The following is a 15,277-nucleotide window of genomic DNA, read 5'->3' as shown; positions in this document are numbered from 1 at the left end:
CGACACTGCTCCACGCGCTACGACACGTCACGGAAAGGACTCCACTCCATGGCAAGCCCCTCCCGTTCCCAGCCCGGCGACTCGGGTGCGGCCACCGCCGCACCCGTCACCACGCTGCGGGAGGACGAGCTGAGTTCGGCCGCGCAACGGGAACGGCGCAAGCGCATCCTCGACGCCACCCTCGCGCTGGCGTCCAAGGGCGGCTACGACGCCGTCCAGATGCGGGCCGTGGCCGAGCGCGCCGATGTCGCGGTGGGAACCCTGTACCGGTACTTCCCGTCCAAGGTGCATCTGCTGGTTTCGGCCCTGGCCCGGGAGTTCGAGCAATTCGAGGGCAAACGCAAACCGCTGGCCGGAACGGCCGAGGAGCGGATGCATACGCTGCTCGCCCAGATCACCCGGATGATGCAGCGCGACCCGCTGCTCACCGAGGCGATGACCCGGGCGTTCATGTTCGCCGACGCCTCCGCCGCCGCCGAGGTCGACCGGGTCGGCAAGGTCATGGACCGGGTGTTCGCCCGCGCCATGAACGACGGCGAACCCACCGAACGCCAGCTCGCCATCGCCCGCGTCATCAGCGATGTCTGGCTGTCGAATCTGGTGGCCTGGCTGACCCGGCGCGCCTCGGCGACCGACGTCTCCGAACGCCTCGAACTGACCGTCGATCTACTGCTCGGCAAACGTTCCGAGGTGTAGGCGGCCGCTCACAGTTCCCGCCGAATCGGAGTAGGGCTCTCGACACAGTATTGTCATGCGCGCCCCCCCTTAACGAAAACTCCGATCAATAGGTTGGATGGTGTGAGCGCACAGGATCTGCCACTGGAACTTCGCCGAGCGCTGTCGACGGTCGCTCGCGTGCCTCGGCTGCTGGTCGCATCGGATTACGACGGGACGATCGCGCCCATCGTGTCCGATCCGGCCAAGGCATACCCGCACGGGGAGTCGGTGAGAGCCTTACGCGCACTGGCCGGCCTCTCCGGCACCACCGCGGCCGTGATCTCCGGCCGCGCGCTGCGTGACCTGGCCGCCCTGTCGCGGCTACCGGTGGAAGTGCAGCTGATCGGCAGCCACGGTTCCGAGTTCGACGTGGGCTTCGTCCACGCCATCGACAACGACGCCCGGCAACTGCTGCGCGAGGTCGTGACGGCGCTGAACGCCATCGCCGCCGACCACCCCGGCGCCTCCGTGGAGGTCAAACCGGCCAGCGTCGCGCTGCATGTGCGCAACGCCCCGGCCGAGATCGGGCGCCAGGCCCTGAGCCAGGCCCGCCAGGGCCCGGCCTGCTGGGTCGGCGTCCAGGTCACCGAAGGTAAGGCCGTGATCGAGCTGGCCGTCGTCCCCACCGACAAGGGTTCGGCGCTCAGCACCGTGCGCCACCAGGAGAGCGCGTCGGCGGCGGTGTTCTTCGGCGACGACGTCACCGACGAGAAGGCGTTCCGGGTACTCGCCGGACCCGATATCGGTATCAAGGTCGGCGAAGGCGAATCCCTCGCCAAATACCGCGTGCACACCACCGAGGCGGTATCGCACGCCCTCGCGTACCTGCTCGAGGAGCGGCGCACCTGGCTGGCCGGCGCCAGCGCCCCCCGGATCGAACGACTCACCATGCTGGCCAGCCCGCGCTCGGTGGCACTGCTGACCCCCGACGCCACGGTCACCTGGTTCTGCCATCCCGAACCCGATTCGGCCGCCGTCTTCGCCCATCTGCTCGGCGGCATCGACGCCGGGCACTTCTCGGTGGCCCCGCAGCGCCCGGGCCTGCCGCTGTCGCAGCGCTACGTCGACGGCACCATGACCGTCGAAACCCGCTGGGCGAAACTCCAGGTCACCGATTACCTCCCGCATGACGTGGACCCCGACCGCACCGATCTCACCCGGGTGATCACCGGAACCGCCCCCGCCGAGGTCACCTTCGCGCCGCGCCCGGAATTCGGGCAGGTCCCGGTCTCCATCCAGGTGGAGCGCGACGGACTGCGGGTCTGGGGCACCAACGACCCGGTGGTACTGCGCTCGCCCGGAGTCACCTGGCAGATCCACAGCGACGGCGCCCACGATACGGCGACCGCCGTGGTCGACCCCACCGACGGGCCCGTCGTGCTGGAACTGCGGTGCGGCACACACGATCTGACCCCCGCCACCACCGGCGAGGCCGAACGCCGGCGGATCGCCGAGCTGTACTGGTCGGAATGGGCGGCCGGGCTCGACCTGCCCGTCCTCAAACCCGACCTGATGAAACGGTCCGCGCTAACCCTGCGCGGCCTGGTGCACGCCCCCTCCGGGTCCATTCTGGCCGCCGCCACCACCTCGCTGCCCGAGGACATCGGCGGCGTGCGCAACTGGGATTACCGCTACTGCTGGCTGCGCGATGCCGCACTCACCGCCAACGCCCTGGTCTCACTGGGGTCGCTCGGGGAGGCCGAACAGTATCTGGACTGGGTGCACCGGGTGCTGGAAACGCTGCCCGGCCCCGAACGCCTCCACCCCCTGTACACCATCTACGGCGAAACCCTCCCCCCGGAAGCGGTGATCGATCAGCTGCCCGGCTACGCCGGATCGCGGCCGGTGCGTGTCGGCAACGCCGCGAACATGCAGGTCCAGCTGGACGTTTTCGGCCCCATCGTCGATCTCATCACCGCCCTCGCGCACGCCCGCGAGAAGCAGGGCACCACCGACCCGCGCAAGGTCCTGCCCGACGCCGACTGGGAACTCGTGCACGCCATGGTCTCGGCGGTGCAGCGCCGCTGGACCGAACCCGACCACGGCATCTGGGAGATCCGCGGAAACCCCCGCCACCACGTGTACTCGAAGGTGATGGGCTGGCTCACCGTCGACCGCGCGCTCGTTCTGGCCGAGAAGTTCGACCGCCCGATCGACGCCGCGTGGGCCCCGCTGCGCGACACCATCTCCGAAGAGGTGAAGACCAAGGGCTGGAACGACGAGGTCCAGTCCTACACCGCCGCCTACGACGGCACCGACCTCGACGCGGCCACCCTGCACATCGGCCTCAGCGGTCTCATCGACCCCTCCGATCCGCGCTTCGCCGCGACGGTGGTGGCCACCGAGGCCGAACTCCGCAGCGGATCCACGGTCTACCGGTACCACCACGACGACGGCCTGCCCGGCGGCGAAGGCGGCTTCCACCTGTGCGCGGCCTGGCTGGTGGAGGCCTATCTGCTGATCGGGAAGCGTTCCGACGCCGAAGCGCTGTTCGCGCAGCTGGTGGATGTGGCGGGGCCGACGGGGTTGCTGAGCGAGGAATACGACCCGGTGGCGGAGCGGTCGCTGGGGAACCATCCCCAGGCCTACAGCCACCTCGGCCTCCTGCGCTGCGCCCAGTTGCTGGGGCAGTGATTTCGGAGCTGTAATTTTGGAGCGGCTCCGCCGCTCGAGGTTCGGCCCTCCTGAGCGTCGGCTGTCAGCGCTCGAGACTTGTGGCTTCGCCACGTGCGCTTCGAGCGCTGACAGCCGACGCGGGCCGAACCAGGGCCTCCGGGGCTCGGCGGTGGGAAGGTGATCTTCGGAGGGTGGGGTGTCCGGATGGGCCGGGTTGTCGATGGGGGCGTTACTGGTTGAGGCGTCGGGGGGCGGACTGGGCGGTTGGTTCAGGGGGCTGGTTCTGTCCTGCTAAAGTAAAACGGAAACGATTTCCATTAACTCTGGTAGGTAGACCCGTGTCCTTGAAGTCCGTCCGTAGCGCCCTGGTTCTCTCGGTGGGGGTCGCGGCTGCCGCGATGCTGACCGCGTGCGGGGGTGCGGGGGGTGATTCCGGTAAGCCTTCGGTGGTCGCGTCGACCAATGTGTGGGCCGATATCGCCGGTGCGGTCGCGGGGCCGGATGCCGAGGTTTCGGCGATCATCTCCGATCCCGCCGCCGACCCCCATTCGCACGAGACCTCGGCGGCGGAGTCGGCGCAGCTCAGTGACGCCGATCTGGTGGTCTTCAACGGCGGGCACTACGACGAGTTCGTCGCCAAGGCGATCGAGGGCCGGGACAAGCGGACGGTGGAGGCCGTGGCTTCGCGGGACGCGCAGATCCGCGACGATGCCAACGAGCACGTCTGGTACGACATGGAGACCGTGGCGGCGGTGGCAGGACAGATCGGATCGGCGCTCGCGGCGATCGATCCGGAGCACGCCCAGGCCTATGCCGACCGCGCGGCCCAGTTCACCGACCGGGTCGCCCAGGTGAGCGCGCAGACCGACCGGATCGCGGCCGACCGGCCCGGCGCCACGGTGCTGCAAACCGAGCCGCTGGCGTACTACCTGCTGCAGGACGCGGGTACGGTCGACCGGACGCCGCGTGACTATCAGGAAGCGATCGAGCAGGAAACCGATCCGGCGCCCGCGGCGGTCGCCGCGACCCGCGATCTGATCACCGGGAAGAAGATCCAGGTACTGATCTACAACGTCCAGACCGAGGACAAGGTGAGCCAGGATCTACGGGCGGCGGCCGAGGCCGCCGGGATTCCGGTGGTCGAGGTGACAGAGACGCTGCCGGACGGGCTCGATTTCGTGGCATGGCAGACCCAGAACGCCCAGGCCCTGGCCGAGGCTCTCGGCTGACGCGGACCGGCGACGAACGGATGGATGCAATGAGCGATACCGCGCCTGCGGGCCGCCGCACCGCGCCCGCGGTCGACGGGGCGGTCCACCCGAACGGGTCGGCGGCCCGCAACGGTTCGGCGGCGGCGCGCGGCGAAACGCCCGCGGTCCGGCTCGACGCGGCCACCCTCGCCTTCGGGGACCGGACGCTGTGGCGGGAACTGGACCTGAGTGTCGCCCGCGGTGAGTTCATCGCGATACTCGGACCGAACGGGTCGGGGAAGACGTCGCTGCTGCGGGTGCTGCTGGGCCAGCTCGCGCTGTCCTCGGGCAGCGCGCGTATCGCCGGGGCCGCGCCGCGCGCCGGGCACCCCGATATCGGCTATATCCCGCAGCAGCGCACCATCGACGCCGGAGTACAGTTGCGCGGCACCGATCTCGTCGGCCTGGGTGTCGACGGGCATCGCTGGGGGCTCGGTCTGCGCGGGCGGGCCGAACGCCGCCGCAAGGTGTCCGCCGCCATCGCCGATGTGGGCGCCGAAGCCTTCGCGAAGGCCCCGCTGGAGAGTATGTCCGGCGGCGAACAGCAGCGGTTGCGGGTGGCGCAGGCGCTGGTCGGCGACCCGACGGTCCTGCTCTGCGACGAACCGCTGCTCAGCCTCGACCTGGCCAGCCAGCAGCTGGTGTCGGGGCTGATCAACGCGCGCCGCCGCGAGCACGGCACCGCGGTGCTGTTCGTCACCCACGAGATCAACCCGATCCTGCCGCTGGTGGACCGGGTGCTCTACCTCGTGGACGGGAAGTTCCGGATCGGTACCCCCGACCAGGTCATGACCTCGGCGGTGTTGTCGGAGCTGTACCAGACCGATGTCGATGTGCTGCGGGTCCGCGGCCGGCTGGTCGTGGTCGGCACCGGTGACACCATGGACGCCCTCGGCACCGCGGGCGCCCACTGTCACGGCGATCCCGGCACTCCGCACCGGACGGCGGACGCCGAACCGGTGCGCCGGACCGAGCAGGCCCGCGGATGAACCAGCTCTCCGATGTGCTGGCCGAGATCTTCGATATCGGGACCACCGTCCATCTCCTCGGCTACGACTTCGTCCAGCAGGCGGTTCTCGCCGCGGCCCTGCTGGGCCTGCTGGCCGGGGTGATCGGTCCGTTGATCATCAGCCGGCAGATGTCGTTCGCGGTCCACGGCACCAGCGAGTTGTCGCTGACGGGTGCGGCCGCCGCGCTGCTGGTCGGCGCGGGGGTCGGCGTCGGCGCGATCGCCGGATCGGTGGTGGCGGCGGTCCTGTTCGGGGTCCTGGGCACTCGCGCCCGCGAACGCGACTCGGTGATCGCGGTGGTGCTCTCCTTCGGCCTCGGCCTCTCGGTGCTGTTCCTGTGGCTCGGCCCGGAACGCGCCGGATCCAAGTTCTCCCTGCTGACCGGCCAGGTCGTCAGTGTGGGATTCGGCGGACTGACCCTGCTGGCCACCTGTACCGCCGCGGTGCTGGCGGTGCTGGCCGTGGTCTACCGTCCGCTGCTGTTCGCCAGCACCGACCCCGAGGTCGCCGTGGCACGCGGAGTCCCGGTGCGCGCGCTGTCCATCCTGTTCGCGGTGATGCTCGGCATCACCGCGGCGTTCGGAGTGCAGATCGTGGGGGCCCTGCTCGTACTCGCGCTGCTGATCACGCCCGCCGCCGCGGCGGCCCAGCTCACCGCCGACCCGATGCGGGCCACCCTGCTCGCGGTCCTGTTCGCCGAGATCTCGGCCGTCGGCGGCATCCTGCTGTCGCTGGCACCCGGCGCCCCGGTCTCCACCTTCGTCACCACGATCTCGTTCGTGATCTACCTGGTCTGCCGGGTGATCGGCGCAAGGCAACGCCAGGTCGCCAGGGTGCGGTAATTTCGGCGCCGCCTCCGGCGGCGGATGCGACCGGCGGGGTTTCGGGGGCGCGGCACACGGATATGCGGGAGGGTTCGGCCGGATCGGGGGTTCGATTCTGCGGGCAGGTGCCTTCAGTACGGATGGGCGGGTTTCGTATGCTCGATCCAACGCTCCCGGAACGAAGGTGACCACAGATGATCGACTTCACGATTCCCGCCGACCTCGCCACCGAACGTGACCGGGTCCGACGCTTCGTCGCCGAGAAGATCGTCCCCTACGAGCGCGATCCCCGCCTCACCGCGCACGGCCCCACCGACGAACTCCGCCAGGAACTCGTCGAACTCGCCCGCGCCGAGAAACTGCTGACCATCCAGGCCCCCACCGCGCTCGGCGGCCGGGGACTGACCCATATCGAGCAGGCCGTCCTCTACGAGGCCGCCGGCTGGTCGACCCTGGGCCCGGTCGCGATGAACTGCGCGGCGCCGGACGAGGGCAATATGTTCCTGCTCTCCAAGATCGCGAACCCGGAACAGACCGAACGGTATCTTCAGCCCGTCATCGACGGCCACCAGCGCTCGGTATTCGCCATGACCGAACCCGACGGCGCCGGCTCCGATCCCGGCCAGCTCGCCACCACCGCCACCTTCGACGGCGAGAACTTCACCATCGAAGGCCGCAAATGGCTCATCACCGGCGCCAACGGCGCGAAAACCTGGATCATCATGGCCCGGCTCGAGGACAACCCGCACCTGCCGTCGGGCCCCACCCTGTTCCTCACCGACGGCGATCAGCCCGGCATCGTCATCGAACGCACCATGAACACCATGGACCGCAACTACGTCGCCGGTCACTGCGTGGTCCGCTTCGACAAGCTCACACTCCCGCAATCGGCCCTCCTCGGCGAAGCCGGCCAGGCCCTGCGCTACGCGCAGCTGCGGCTGGCCCCCGCCCGCCTCACCCACTGCATGCGCTGGCTCGGAGCCGCCGAACGCGCCCAGAGCATCGCCATCGACCACGCGAAAACCCGCACCGCCTTCGGCAAAACCCTCGGCGAACACCAGGGCGTGTCGTTCATGATCGCCGACAACGAAATCGCCCTGCACCAGTGCCGGCTGACCATCTGGCACACCTGCTGGCTCATGGACCAGGGCGAAAAAGCCCGCCACGAGAGCTCGATGGCGAAGTCGTTCGTCTCCGAGGAACTGTTCAAGGTCGCCGACCGCTGCGTCCAGATCCTCGGCGGAATCGGCGTCAGTGACGAAACGGTCGTCGAGATGATCTTCCGCGACATCCGCCCCTTCCGCCTCTACGACGGCCCCACCGAAGTCCACAAATACGCCATCTCCCGCAAACTGCTCAGGTAATTCGGCGGCGCCTCCGGCGCCGCGGGGTTGCGGGCCCCTTGTGTCCCGTGTTTCAGCGCCCGAGACTCGTGGCTTCGCCACATGCGCTTCGGACACTGAAACACGGGACGGCCCGCAACCCTCGGAAGGCCTCGCTGAACTCGGCACACGCAGTATGAGCAAGCCCCGCCATGCGAGCCCCTGAAAGGGTTCGGCCCGCGCCTGCTGTCAGCCCTCGAAGCGCATGTGGCGAAGCCACGAGTCTCGAGGGCTGACAGCAGGCGCTCGAGAGGGCCGAACCTCGAGCAGCGGAGCTGCTCCAAGTTACAGCTCCAAAATTACAGCTCCGGGTTACTGGGCGTGGGGGGCGCGCCATAGACTCCCTGCCATGAGTTCGGAATTGCTCGTCGATGTCTCAGCGGGCATCGCCGTCCTCACCCTGAACAGGCCGGCCAAGCAGAACGCTTTCAACCCCGCCATGACCGAGGCGCTGGGGGCGGCGCTGAAGAGGTGCGACGCCGAGGACGCGATCCGGGTCGTGGTGATCACCGGGACTCCGCCGGCCTTCTGCGCGGGAGCCGATCTGTCCGATCGGGTGGGCGAGGTGAGCGCCAGTATCGATCCGCCGCCCTTCCTGGTGCGCAAGCCGGTGATCGCGGCGGTCAACGGACACGCGGTGGGGGCCGGGCTGGCGCTGGCGCTGCAGTGCGATCTGCGGTACCTGGCCGACGACGCGGTGTACGCGCTGAGTCAGGTGCGGCGCGGGGTGCTCGCCGACGGGTACGTGCACTGGACGCTGCCGCGGCTGGCGGGGCTGGCCAACGCCGCCGATATCCTGCTCACCGGCCGCACCTTCGACGGGGACGAGGCCAAGGCGATGGGGCTGGCGAACGCCTGCCTGCCGGCCGCGGAGGTATTGCCCACGGCTATGGCGGTCGCCCACGATATCGCCAACGGTTCCGCGCCGCTGAGCGCCGCGCTGTCGAAGCGGCTGCTGTGGGAGGGCATCGGGCTGGAACCGAATGTCGTCGGACAGCTCGAGGGCGATCTGAACGAACATATCGCCGACGGGCGGGACGCGGGCGAGGCGATGGCGGCGTTCCGGGAACGCCGGCAACCGACCTGGTCGGGTTCGATCAGTGAGGAGTGGCCGACCTGGGCCCGGACGAAATGGGCGGGCCAGCAGAGCCTGGATTGAGTGGGCGGTCAGCCGCCGCTGAACCAGACGAGCAGGAAGAGCACGGCCAGCACGATCATCAGGATGGTGCCGATGACACCGAGCGTGAATCCGACCACCACCTGGGTGTGGCCACCGTACGCGCCGCCGGACTCCTCGATCTGATCGAGAGCCCGCTTACCCAGCGCCCAGGCCACCGGCCCGGCCAGTCCACAACACAGCACGCTGAGCGCACCCAGGAACAGCACCGTCGTCGCGTGCGGGTGCTCGACCGGCTTGTCGATAGGCGCGTTGGGTATCACCACACCACGAATTCTACGGTGCCGAACCGATTTTGCCGTGATTTGGAGCTGTAACACTGGAGCAGCTCCGCTGCTCGAGGTTCGGCCCTCCTGAGCGTCGGCTGTCAGCGCTCGAGACTCGTGGCTTCGCCACATGCGCTTCGAGCACTGACAGCCGACGCGGGCCGAACCGGGGCCTCACGGGGCTCGGCGCGGGGTGGGGGCGGTGCCGAGTGGGTGAGCGGGACGTAATGAGTCACCCGGGGGTGGTGGCCGCCTTCGGGGCGGGCTGTCGGGGCCGACGGCTCAGATGCGGCGTTGTCTGGCCGTTTCGGCCAGGACCACGCCCGCCGCTACCGAGGCGTTGAGCGATTCGACCGGGCCCGCCATGGGGATGCTGAGGATGGCGTCACAGTTCTCGCGGACGAGCCTCGAGAGGCCTTTGCCTTCGGAGCCGACGACGATCACGGTGGGAGTGGTGCCGTCGAAATCGTCGAGGGAGGTGTCGCCGCCGGCGTCGAGGCCGATCACCTGCACGCCGCGGGATGCCCAATCCTTGAGCGTACGAGTGAGATTCGTGGCACGGGCGACCGGCAGCCGGGCGGCGGCGCCGGCGCTGGTGCGCCAGGCGACCGCGGTGACGCTGGCGCTGCGCCGTTGCGGGATCACCACGCCGTGACCGCCGAACGCGGCGACCGAGCGCACCACGGCGCCCAGGTTGCGCGGGTCCGAGATGTTGTCCAGGGCGACCAGCAGTGCCGGTTCCGGTGATTCGAGCGCACGGGTGAGCAGGTCGTCCGGATGGGCGTAGCGATAGGGCGGAACCTGCAGCGCCATGCCCTGATGCAGACCGTTGCTGCTCATCCGGTCCAGATCGGTGCGCGGCACCTCGAGGATGGAGATACCGGCGTCCGCGGCGATACGCACACTCTCGGTGAGGCGTTCGTCGTTCTCGGTGCCCACCGCCACATAGAGCGCCGTCGCGGGCACCCCGGCGCGCAGGCATTCGATCACCGGATTACGGCCCAGCACCAACTCGGGACCGTCGTCGCCGTGCCGGCCCGCGGGACGGCCGCCGCGGGGGGCCGGTTTGTTCTGCGCCGCTTTGGCTTTCGCCGCGGAACGCCGGGCGGCCGGATGTTTGGTGCGTGCTTCGGCGGGCGGGGTCGGGCCGCGGCCCTCCAGTCCGCGCCGCCGCTGCCCGCCGGATCCGACGACCTGCCCCTTCTTGGTGCCGCCCTTGCGGATAGCACCTCGACGTTGTGAGTTGCCGGCCATCTCAGCCCGCCTTTCCGGGGGTAGGTGCGCCCAGCGACCATTCCGCGCCGTTGGGGGTGTCGGTGACTTCGATACCGGCCGCCTGCAACCGATCGCGGACGGCGTCGGCGCTGGCCCAGTCCTTCGTGGCCCGGGCCTGCTGGCGCCGCTCCAGTTCGGCGGCGACGAGCACCTCGAGCGCGGCGTCGGCGGCGGAATGGTCGGCGCCCGCGTGCCAGTGCGGGTCCAGCGGGTCCACGCCCAGCACGTCGAGCATCGCGCGGACCTGTCCGGCGTGCTCACGGGCGGTATCGATGACTCCCGCGTCCAGTGCCCTGTTGCCCTCGTGCACACCGTGGTGGATCTCGGCGAGCGCTTTCGGCACGCCGAGATCGTCGTCGAGGGCGGCGGCGAAACCGTCGGTCCATTTCCCCATCGGGATATCGCCGCCACGTTCGGCCACCCGGTTCACGAACGCTTCGATCCGCTGATACGACTGGGCGGCGTCGGTGAGCGCCTTGTCGGAATACTCCAGCATCGACCGGTAGTGCGCGCTGCCCAGATAGAAACGCAATTCCACCGCGCGCACCGATTTCAGCACATTCGGAATGGACAGCACATTGCCGAGCGATTTCGACATCTTCTCGCCACCCATGGTGACCCAGCCGTTGTGCAACCAGTACTGCGCGAAGCCGTGCCCGGCCGCTTTGGACTGAGCGATTTCGTTCTCGTGATGCGGGAAGACCAGATCCATTCCACCGCAGTGGATATCGAATTCTGACCCGAGGTAGAACTCGGCCATTGCCGAGCATTCCAGATGCCAGCCCGGCCGTCCCGGCCCCCAGGGCGAGGGCCAGGTGGGCTCGCCCGGTTTCGCCGCCTTCCACAGGGTGAAATCCCGCGGATCGCGTTTACCGACGCCGGCGCTCTCGCCCTGATGCACATCGTCGAGCCGGTGGCCGGACAACTGCCCGTATTCCGGATAACTGCGCACATCGAAATAGACATTGCCCTCGGAGGCGTAGGCATGACCCCGGTCGATCAGCCGCTGCATCAAATCGACCATCTGGGTGATATGGCCGGTGGCCCGGGGCTCCGCCGAGGGCGGCAGTACGCCGAGTTGCCGATAGGCCTGGTCGAAGGCGCGCTCATGGGTCGCGGCCCACTCCCACCAGGGCCGTCCGGCCGCGGCCGCCTTGGTGAGGATCTTGTCCTCGATATCGGTGACATTGCGGATGAATGCCACGTCGAAACCGTTCGCGGTGAGCCAGCGGCGGAGAATATCGAACGCCACGCCGCTGCGGACATGACCGATATGTGGCTGACCCTGCACGGTCGCGCCACACAGGTACACCGAGGCATGGCCGGGTACCAGCGGCGTGAAATCACGCAGGGTCCGTTTCTCGGTGTCGAACAGGCGCAGCGTCACGGCAGTCGATCCTAGTTTCGTGTATGGATTGCACTCGGATGTTGTGCAGGGGGATATGGGCAGGGTAGCGGGGCGGGCCGGTGTTGCGGCATTCGGCCGGGCCGGGGCTCGCCGATCACCTTCGAGCCCGGTTCACCCCGAATACGCGGCCTCGCAGTATCCGGTGTTCGTACCGGTCAGATCTCGCTACCGGCTCCGGGCGTGCTCGGCCGCTCCGGACAGTGCAGCAGCGCGGTGGCCACGGCGGCGATACCTTCCCCACGGCCGGTGAGCCCCAGGCCGTCGCTGGTGGTGCCCGATACCGAGACCGGCGCGTCCAGCAGATCACCGAGCACCTGCTGCGCCTCGGCCCGGCGCGGGCCGATACGCGGGCGATTGCCGATGACCTGGACCGCGGCGTTGACCACCGCGTATCCCGCCTCTTCCAGCAGCCGCCGGACCTCTTTCAACATGGCGGCCCCGGAAACTCCGGCCCACTCGGGCCGTCCGGTGCCGAACACCGAGCCCACATCGCCCATGGCGGCCGCGGACAACAGGGCATCGCACAACGCGTGCGCGGCGACATCACCGTCGGAGTGACCGGCGCAGCCGTCCTCACCGTCGAACAACAGGCCCGCCATCCAGCAGGGCCGGCCCGGTTCGATCGGGTGGACATCGGTGCCGATGCCGACACGGACGTTCAGCACGAGCTCACCACCGGACTGCCGTGCAGTACGGCATCGGCCAGCCGCAGGTCCAGCGGCGTGGTGATCTTGAAAGCCAATGGATCGCCGGTGACGGTGCGCACGGGGACACCGAGCCGCTCGACCAGACCGGCATCGTCGGTCGCGGCCTCGGGGTGGGTGTAGGCGTGGCGCAGCACATCGGCGGCGAAGCCCTGAGGGGTCTGCACGGCGCGCAGGGCCGATCGGTCGGGCGTCCCGGTGACGACACCGGCCGGATCCACCGATTTCACGGTGTCCACCACAGGCAGCGCGGGTATCACCGCCGGATGCCCGGAGCGCAGCTCGGCTACCACCCGGGCGATCAGCTCGGGCGGAGTGAGCGCCCGCGCGGCATCGTGGACCAGGAAGTACCCGGTGGCCGCGTCGGCGGCCGCCAGACCGGCGCGGACGGAGTCGGTGCGCTCGGCGCCACCGACCACGATCCGTACCGGGGCGTCGGACGGTAGCAGGGCCGCGGCGCGGTCGACGAGAGTGGCGGGCACCATCACAATGATCTCGTCGACGACCTCGGCGGCCATCAGGCCTTTCACAGCCAGCCCGAGCATGGGTGTGCCGCCGACCGCGACAAACGCCTTGGGTTCATTCGCACCCAAGCGTTCACCACGGCCGGCGGCAGGAACCAACGCGGTGACGGGACCGGCGGTACGGCCGGCACCGTCCGATTCACGCACGGTCAGGACGCCGCGGCGAGAACCTCGTCGAGCAGCGTCTCGGCCTTGCCGTCATCGGTCCCCTCGGCGAGCGCGAGCTCACCGACGAGGATCTGCCGAGCCTTGGCCAGCATCCGCTTCTCGCCCGCGGACAGGCCACGATCCTGTTCCCGGCGCCACAGGTCGCGTACGACCTCGGCCACCTTGTTCACATCGCCGGAGGCGAGCTTCTCCAAGTTGGCCTTGTAACGACGGGACCAATTGGTGGGTTCCTCGGTATGCGGCGCACGCAGAACCTGAAAGACCCGATCGAGGCCTTCCTGGCCCACGACATCGCGGACGCCGACATATTCCGCGTTTTCCGCGGGAACCCGAACAGTGAGGTCACCCTGTGCGACCTTCAGGACCAGATACTCTTTCTGCTCACCCTTGATGGTGCGGGTCTCGATAGCTTCGATCAAAGCCGCCCCATGATGGGGATAAACGACGGTATCTCCGACCTTAAAAATCATGTGTCCCGTGCCCCTTTCGATGTTCACAGTTTAACACGCGACTCGATAACGGCGCGATCAACTGCGCAGGTCAGGGCCACAACGACCAGGTACTGGCACTTGACAGGACCGGATGGGTGTGCATTACGTTGTGCCCGAACGGGTGTCGGAACACCCCTCGGGCGCGACCCCGGCGACCCCGCTCCGAGCGGGTCGGAGATTCGCCCGCGGAGGCCGAATCGTTACCGGTCAACGCCGCCCCCGCCCCGGCCCCGCGGCGCCCCGTCCAACCGGCCCCGGGCGCATCGATCCCGCCGTCCGACCCGGCGAACCCCGAGATATGCCTGCACCCGCCCCGACGTGCGACAAATCACACAGGCGACACGGCGCAATCCCCCCTGACACCGCCCGGTGCACCCGCCGTTCCGAACCGACTACTACAGTGCCTAGTTGGAGTGCGCCCACTCGGACATGGAGGACAACCCGTGACTGCACTGAATGCCGCGACCGCCGCGAGCCCGGTCTCCCCGACTCGGCGTCGGCGCCGCCTGGTGACGGTCGCCGCGCTCGCCGCCGGTGCGGCGCTCGCCCTGTCCGGCTGCGGCGCCGGCATGGTCTCGCAGACCGCCGACCAGGTCGCCGCGATCAACGGCAACACCGCCGATATCGGCGCCATCGCACTGCGCAACGTCCACCTCGTGTACCCCGGGAACGGCTCCCCCGCCAACACCACGGGCGGCCAGGCGGCACTGTCGCTGTCGATCGTGAACACCGGCGAAACCGTCACCGACGAACTGACCGGTGTCACCACCGACCTCGGCCCCGTGAAGATCACCCCCGCCCAGGGCGACAAGCTCGAGATCTCGCCCGCGGAAACCGTCGTGGTGTCCACCCCCGCGGCCGGTGCGGAAACCCACACCACCGGTGAGACCATCCAGACCGAGGGCGGTACAACCGAACACGCCCGTATCGAGGTCACCGGCCTGACCAAGAACATCATCCCGGGCCTCACCTACGACTTCACCTTCAACTTCAAGCAGAGCGGCTCGGTCCTGGTACAGGTCCCCGTCGACGCCGGCCTCGATGCCGCCCGCGTCGAATCCGAACTCTCCAAGAGCACCACCGGCCCCGCGGGCGGGCACTGAGATATTGGAGCGGCTCCGCCGCTCGAGGGCGGGGCCCTATTAACCCCGGTTCTTCACTCCCGCCGGTCGGTCGCTGCGCTCCCTCCCTCTGGTCGCTCCAGAACCGGGGCGGGCCCCGCCCTGGCGTAGGCGACCATTCGGGCAAACGCGGGGCGTCGGCGTGCCGAACCCGACTTCCCTGTGGACACCCCGAACTGCCTCCACCCCGGGTCCAACGAGGCCCTGGTTCGGCCCGCGCCTGCTGTCAGCACTCGAAGCGCATGTGGCGAAGCCACGAGTCTCGAGGGCTGACAGCAGGCGCTCAAGAGGGCCGAACCTCGAGCAGCGGAGCTGCTCCAATATTCCAGCTAGGGTCTTGTTCT

Annotated in this window: 14 protein-coding genes; 8 read left to right on the top strand and 6 right to left on the bottom strand. The window is 69.0% G+C overall.

What is annotated here, in order from left to right:
• The first annotated feature begins 48 nt into the window (after positions 1–48).
• The 7 genes from kstR (at position 49) to ACZ6SF_RS30135 (ending at position 8,958) form a co-directional block, all read left to right on the top strand.
• Entirely contained in the window at positions 49–696 is a 648-nt protein-coding gene (gene kstR, locus ACZ6SF_RS30165; protein WP_466066694.1) for a cholesterol catabolism transcriptional regulator KstR, read from the top strand.
• Between the two features lie 102 nt (positions 697–798).
• Positions 799–3,351, top strand: a complete 2,553-nt coding sequence (gene otsB / locus ACZ6SF_RS30160; RefSeq protein ID WP_466066692.1) for a trehalose-phosphatase — start codon at positions 799–801, stop codon at positions 3,349–3,351.
• Between the two features lie 320 nt (positions 3,352–3,671).
• Entirely contained in the window at positions 3,672–4,562 is an 891-nt protein-coding gene (locus ACZ6SF_RS30155; RefSeq protein WP_466066690.1) for a metal ABC transporter solute-binding protein, Zn/Mn family, read from the top strand.
• Between the two features lie 29 nt (positions 4,563–4,591).
• Positions 4,592–5,572: a metal ABC transporter ATP-binding protein gene (locus tag ACZ6SF_RS30150; RefSeq protein ID WP_466066688.1), complete on the top strand. Its 981-nt coding sequence runs from the start codon at positions 4,592–4,594 to the stop codon at positions 5,570–5,572.
• Positions 5,569–6,435 carry a metal ABC transporter permease gene (locus ACZ6SF_RS30145; protein ID WP_466066686.1) on the top strand — a complete coding sequence of 289 codons (867 nt, stop codon included), beginning with the start codon at positions 5,569–5,571 and terminating at the stop codon, positions 6,433–6,435. The genes ACZ6SF_RS30150 and ACZ6SF_RS30145 overlap by 4 nt, the downstream gene beginning before the upstream one ends.
• 176 nt (positions 6,436–6,611) lie before the next feature.
• Positions 6,612–7,781: an acyl-CoA dehydrogenase family protein gene (locus ACZ6SF_RS30140; RefSeq protein WP_466066684.1), complete on the top strand. Its 1,170-nt coding sequence runs from the start codon at positions 6,612–6,614 to the stop codon at positions 7,779–7,781.
• 367 nt (positions 7,782–8,148) lie between these two features.
• Positions 8,149–8,958 (top strand): enoyl-CoA hydratase/isomerase family protein, encoded by an 810-nt coding sequence (locus ACZ6SF_RS30135; protein ID WP_466066682.1) that lies wholly within the window; start codon positions 8,149–8,151, stop codon positions 8,956–8,958.
• 8 nt (positions 8,959–8,966) lie between these two features.
• Here ACZ6SF_RS30135 and ACZ6SF_RS30130 read toward each other — a convergent pair whose 3' ends face one another.
• The 6 genes from ACZ6SF_RS30130 to carD form a co-directional block, all read right to left on the bottom strand.
• Positions 8,967–9,242: a DUF4190 domain-containing protein gene (locus tag ACZ6SF_RS30130; protein ID WP_466066681.1), complete on the bottom strand. Its 276-nt coding sequence runs from the start codon at positions 9,240–9,242 to the stop codon at positions 8,967–8,969.
• A 282-nt stretch (positions 9,243–9,524) separates the two neighbouring features.
• Positions 9,525–10,496 carry a 23S rRNA (guanosine(2251)-2'-O)-methyltransferase RlmB gene (gene rlmB / locus ACZ6SF_RS30125; protein ID WP_466066679.1) on the bottom strand — a complete coding sequence of 324 codons (972 nt, stop codon included), beginning with the start codon at positions 10,494–10,496 and terminating at the stop codon, positions 9,525–9,527.
• A 1-nt stretch (position 10,497) separates the two neighbouring features.
• Entirely contained in the window at positions 10,498–11,904 is a 1,407-nt protein-coding gene (gene cysS / locus ACZ6SF_RS30120) for a cysteine--tRNA ligase (RefSeq protein ID WP_466066677.1), read from the bottom strand.
• Positions 11,905–12,080: 176 nt separating this feature from the next.
• Positions 12,081–12,587, bottom strand: a complete 507-nt coding sequence (gene ispF / locus ACZ6SF_RS30115) for a 2-C-methyl-D-erythritol 2,4-cyclodiphosphate synthase (RefSeq protein ID WP_466066934.1) — start codon at positions 12,585–12,587, stop codon at positions 12,081–12,083.
• Positions 12,584–13,300, bottom strand: a complete 717-nt coding sequence (ispD, locus tag ACZ6SF_RS30110) for a 2-C-methyl-D-erythritol 4-phosphate cytidylyltransferase (RefSeq protein WP_466066675.1) — start codon at positions 13,298–13,300, stop codon at positions 12,584–12,586. The genes ispF and ispD overlap by 4 nt, the downstream gene beginning before the upstream one ends.
• Positions 13,301–13,302: 2 nt before the next feature.
• Entirely contained in the window at positions 13,303–13,791 is a 489-nt protein-coding gene (gene carD, locus ACZ6SF_RS30105) for an RNA polymerase-binding transcription factor CarD (protein ID WP_011206964.1), read from the bottom strand.
• Positions 13,792–14,255: 464 nt separating this feature from the next.
• Between carD and ACZ6SF_RS30100 the strand changes: the two genes are divergently transcribed.
• Complete coding sequence (locus ACZ6SF_RS30100; protein WP_466066673.1) at positions 14,256–14,915, top strand: copper chaperone PCu(A)C domain-containing protein; 660 nt, start codon at positions 14,256–14,258, stop codon at positions 14,913–14,915.
• Positions 14,916–15,277: the final 362 nt, after the last annotated feature.

This window comes from Nocardia sp. NPDC049935 (genome assembly GCF_055586645.1).
Note: the sequence above shows the minus strand (reverse complement) of the source record. Positions and strands in the feature narration are given on the sequence as shown.

Coding starts and splice junctions, on each gene's coding strand:
- kstR (WP_466066694.1), top strand. CDS start 49: ATGGCAAGCCCCTCCCGTTCCCAGCCCGGCGACTCGGGTGCGGCCACC.
- ACZ6SF_RS30150 (WP_466066688.1), top strand. CDS start 4,592: ATGAGCGATACCGCGCCTGCGGGCCGCCGCACCGCGCCCGCGGTCGAC.
- ACZ6SF_RS30145 (WP_466066686.1), top strand. CDS start 5,569: ATGAACCAGCTCTCCGATGTGCTGGCCGAGATCTTCGATATCGGGACC.
- ACZ6SF_RS30140 (WP_466066684.1), top strand. CDS start 6,612: ATGATCGACTTCACGATTCCCGCCGACCTCGCCACCGAACGTGACCGG.
- ACZ6SF_RS30135 (WP_466066682.1), top strand. CDS start 8,149: ATGAGTTCGGAATTGCTCGTCGATGTCTCAGCGGGCATCGCCGTCCTC.
- rlmB (WP_466066679.1), bottom strand. CDS start 10,496: ATGGCCGGCAACTCACAACGTCGAGGTGCTATCCGCAAGGGCGGCACC.
- carD (WP_011206964.1), bottom strand. CDS start 13,791: ATGATTTTTAAGGTCGGAGATACCGTCGTTTATCCCCATCATGGGGCG.